Below are 3,037 nucleotides of genomic sequence, written 5' to 3' on the forward strand. Positions count from 1 at the left end.
ATAAGGTTTGCAATCATCCAAAGGTTAATATCATAGTCATATAGCTTACTAAAATACTTTTTGTCACGAGTAATATGACTTACGTTACTGTCAATTGCTTCGAGGGTGTAGGGAATAACGCAAAAGGAACCAATTAATATAACAATTGTTCCAAGAATGAAACTGAGTATATGTTTTATCAAGTTCTGTTCTCCTTTAATTATGTTACGTCAGTAAGCGTGATATCTTCTTTTTGTAAAACTTCCCAAAATGTGTATCTTTCTAATTCAGGAGTGGCACATATCATCAGTCGCAAATAACACATAATAGACAATTAATTTTATAAAAAATGTTGATAAAATGCACTCTTCTATTTTTGACACAATCAATAAAATAATTCATCTTTATATATTATTTTATTGATTGCATGGGGTGAAAAACATGCAAAGCAAAGAAGAAATAATAGCGTTTTCGTTAACGGCAGGATTAGTTATACCTGCTGTGGCATTATGTGATGTAGGTCATGAAGAGGAAAAAGGACAGGTTATTTCTGATTTACCATTTGAATATTAATAGAGTTTCCATAGACTCCTGGGTGCAAAGTGAATATGAAGTAGATTGGTATTATGTCAAGGGGATACTTATGTTTGACCCATCTGCTCCTTGTGATAATAATAGCCCTTGGTTGAAGATAGACGGTAGATGGTACTTATTCAACCCTGGTGGAAAGCTAGTTAGGAAAGAAGGTTGGGAACAGTCGTCTGCTAATGGGAAATGGATGTATTGGATTCCTGGAAATTATGGACTTGCAACAAATGAATCAAGGGTAATTGACGGGGTAACATATTACTTTGATAGTAATGGTTATATGAAATAAAAATGAAAGCATCCATTCGGGTGCTTTCATTTTTATTTTGTAGAAATTACACAATGAATGTGAAACTGAAAAAAATGGACATTTGATAAGGTTATAACATACATGTATATAGGAATGGCTATTTTAGGCGCTGCTGTGATCGGTTTATCGTCTTATTTGTTGTTAAGGGATGATAAGGGGTAACAAAACAAACGAACACAACGAACAAAAAACACCTGAGACTATAGCCCCAGGTAAGTTTGTACAATTTGTAGTATTAAACCAGAGATTTAATCCGCTAGTATCTAAACTAGTGGAATTCAATTCATTATTTTTTCCATTCTGTAAGCTTGACATCCCATAGCAATGCATCTGTATCAATAAATTTAATACTAAGTTCATTTGCTTTAGCCAACTCTATCTTAAAGGAACTTGTGGATGTAGATATGCTTTCTTCAGAAAATCGAATGGTTTGTACATCTTTTCCATCAATAGAAAAAATTATCTTACCGGAACGTTTACTCGCACTATCAGGGATACCGAGATATCCCGAAAGTTTTGCATACTTACCTTTTAGCAAGTATTTAAATTGCTGAGAATTTGTCCCTTTACTACTAAACATATTTAATTTAGGTTCAATTTTTTTATGAGCCACTTCAAAGCTGTTAACATTCGGTACATATCCAGTACTTTCTGTCAGTTGATTTAGCGCTATAACGGTTCCATTTTTGGAGGATTGTTGTTCCTTTTCTAATGATTTATTAATTTCACCTACAACTACAAGTACTCCTAATGTCAAGATAAATGCTATTACACCTGTAATAATAAAGTTTTTCAAAGTATTATTAGAGCGAAATCCTATTTTATAGGCACAAAATCCTATCGTAGCACCCATTGCATTCACAATTACATCATCAATGTCAAAACCACCAAGAAAAGTAACCATTTGTAGTACTTCTAGTATAAGAATAGAAATACAGAATGAAGTAATAAATCTAATAAAGCTACAACGATATAACATAGGAATTAATACCCCAAAAGGTATGAATGCTGTTAAATTTCCAAAATTAAAAAACCATAGATTAAAATCTTCTCTATCTACCATATTTGGCAAGCTCAAAGGAATACTACTCGGAATTAACTGGAATTCATATTCATGGTTAATATATTTTAATCCCAATCTATCGAAACCAAGGAACATAAAGTAGAGAATCAGAACGGAATATAGTCCTAATATTGCGAGGGTAATGTTACGATGTTTTCCTTTGATAATAAAACCTCCTATTACTAATAATTGTTCGTATTGATAATTTCACAAATTCTCATATTTTAAATATAACAATAAAACTATGTTGGCGTAAGTAGTAATTCGGTTCTGTTGCAAAGTTTTTAAAAGTAAGCTAATCCTTTTACGAAAAAAGGTCCTGTTGTCTCCAACAGAACCTTTCCTAAAATGGAAAAGAGTAACTCTTACCTTACTCTTCTGCTATATAATACACAAAAAACGTATAGCTGTGTATAACAATAATTCCTAATGTAAACATTTGAATAAAGTGTTTAAAAGTATTTTATCAGTATTGCTTTTGATCTTGGTTTAGTTATCACGATACTTCAAATGTTTCTTTCCATTTTAGTAACAGCAATTATTGTTATCGTGATTAGCATAACAGCAAGTTATAAGCTTATTAATACTGAGCCTGCTGAGGCACTAAGAAAGTAAAAAATTCATTAGGGGTACCGCTACATGCCCATCGAGCTAAAATTTTGAAATATACCAAAAGTGAAAATTTTATATCTCTACAGTTATTTATGGGGAATTCAGCTCGTTTTTTTGTTTTTGTGATGATTTATTACTTGTATGGGGCTTATAAGGGACTATTCAGTGTGGATCGGGAAAATTTAACTACCATATAAAGTGATAAAGTGATAAAGTGTTAGTTGCTGTGCATGTTATTATAAAAAAGAGAGCCTTCCCAAATGATGTTTGTAATAGTTTAGCTTATACGATTTTAGGAAATTAATAGCATTTTATACCGCTATTATTTACCTAATTTCCAAGAAATAGAGGTGATTGTAGGTGACTAAACCTTTTAAAAAAAATAGTCGTTATATGGTTGGATTAGACAGTCTAAGGGGCCTAGCTATACTAGGTGTTATTTTGTATCATATTAATTTTAATTGGATGCCTGGAGGATTTTTAGG

General features: G+C 31.8%; 3 protein-coding genes and 1 pseudogene. 2 read left to right on the top strand and 2 right to left on the bottom strand.

Annotated features, from left to right (window positions below):
* Positions 1–182: pseudogene (locus tag JDS80_RS30470) on the bottom strand (hypothetical protein); the annotation flags it as partial.
* A gap of 238 nt (positions 183–420) precedes the next feature.
* Between JDS80_RS30470 and JDS80_RS32040 the strand changes: the two are divergent.
* Together JDS80_RS32040 and JDS80_RS30475 are read left to right on the top strand one after the other, a co-directional pair.
* A complete protein-coding gene (locus tag JDS80_RS32040) occupies positions 421–552 on the top strand; it encodes a hypothetical protein (RefSeq protein ID WP_257208285.1) in 132 nt (43 codons plus the stop codon).
* Positions 553–622: 70 nt separating this feature from the next.
* A complete protein-coding gene (locus JDS80_RS30475) occupies positions 623–856 on the top strand; it encodes a hypothetical protein (protein WP_003192816.1) in 234 nt (77 codons plus the stop codon).
* A 307-nt stretch (positions 857–1,163) separates the two neighbouring features.
* Here the strand turns inward: JDS80_RS30475 and JDS80_RS30480 are convergent, their stop codons facing one another.
* Positions 1,164–2,051 carry a VanZ family protein gene (locus JDS80_RS30480; RefSeq protein ID WP_274605857.1) on the bottom strand — a complete coding sequence of 296 codons (888 nt, stop codon included), beginning with the start codon at positions 2,049–2,051 and terminating at the stop codon, positions 1,164–1,166.
* Between the last annotated feature and the right edge of the window lie 986 nt (positions 2,052–3,037).

It is taken from the genome of Bacillus cereus group sp. N8 (assembly GCF_016483685.1).
Classification (GTDB): Bacteria; Bacillota; Bacilli; order Bacillales; family Bacillaceae_G; genus Bacillus_A; species Bacillus_A proteolyticus.

Excerpts from the sequence above, each read along its gene's own strand:
- JDS80_RS32040 (WP_257208285.1), top strand. The coding sequence starts at position 421 with ATGCAAAGCAAAGAAGAAATAATAGCGTTTTCGTTAACGGCAGGATTA.
- JDS80_RS30475 (WP_003192816.1), top strand. The coding sequence starts at position 623 with ATGTTTGACCCATCTGCTCCTTGTGATAATAATAGCCCTTGGTTGAAG.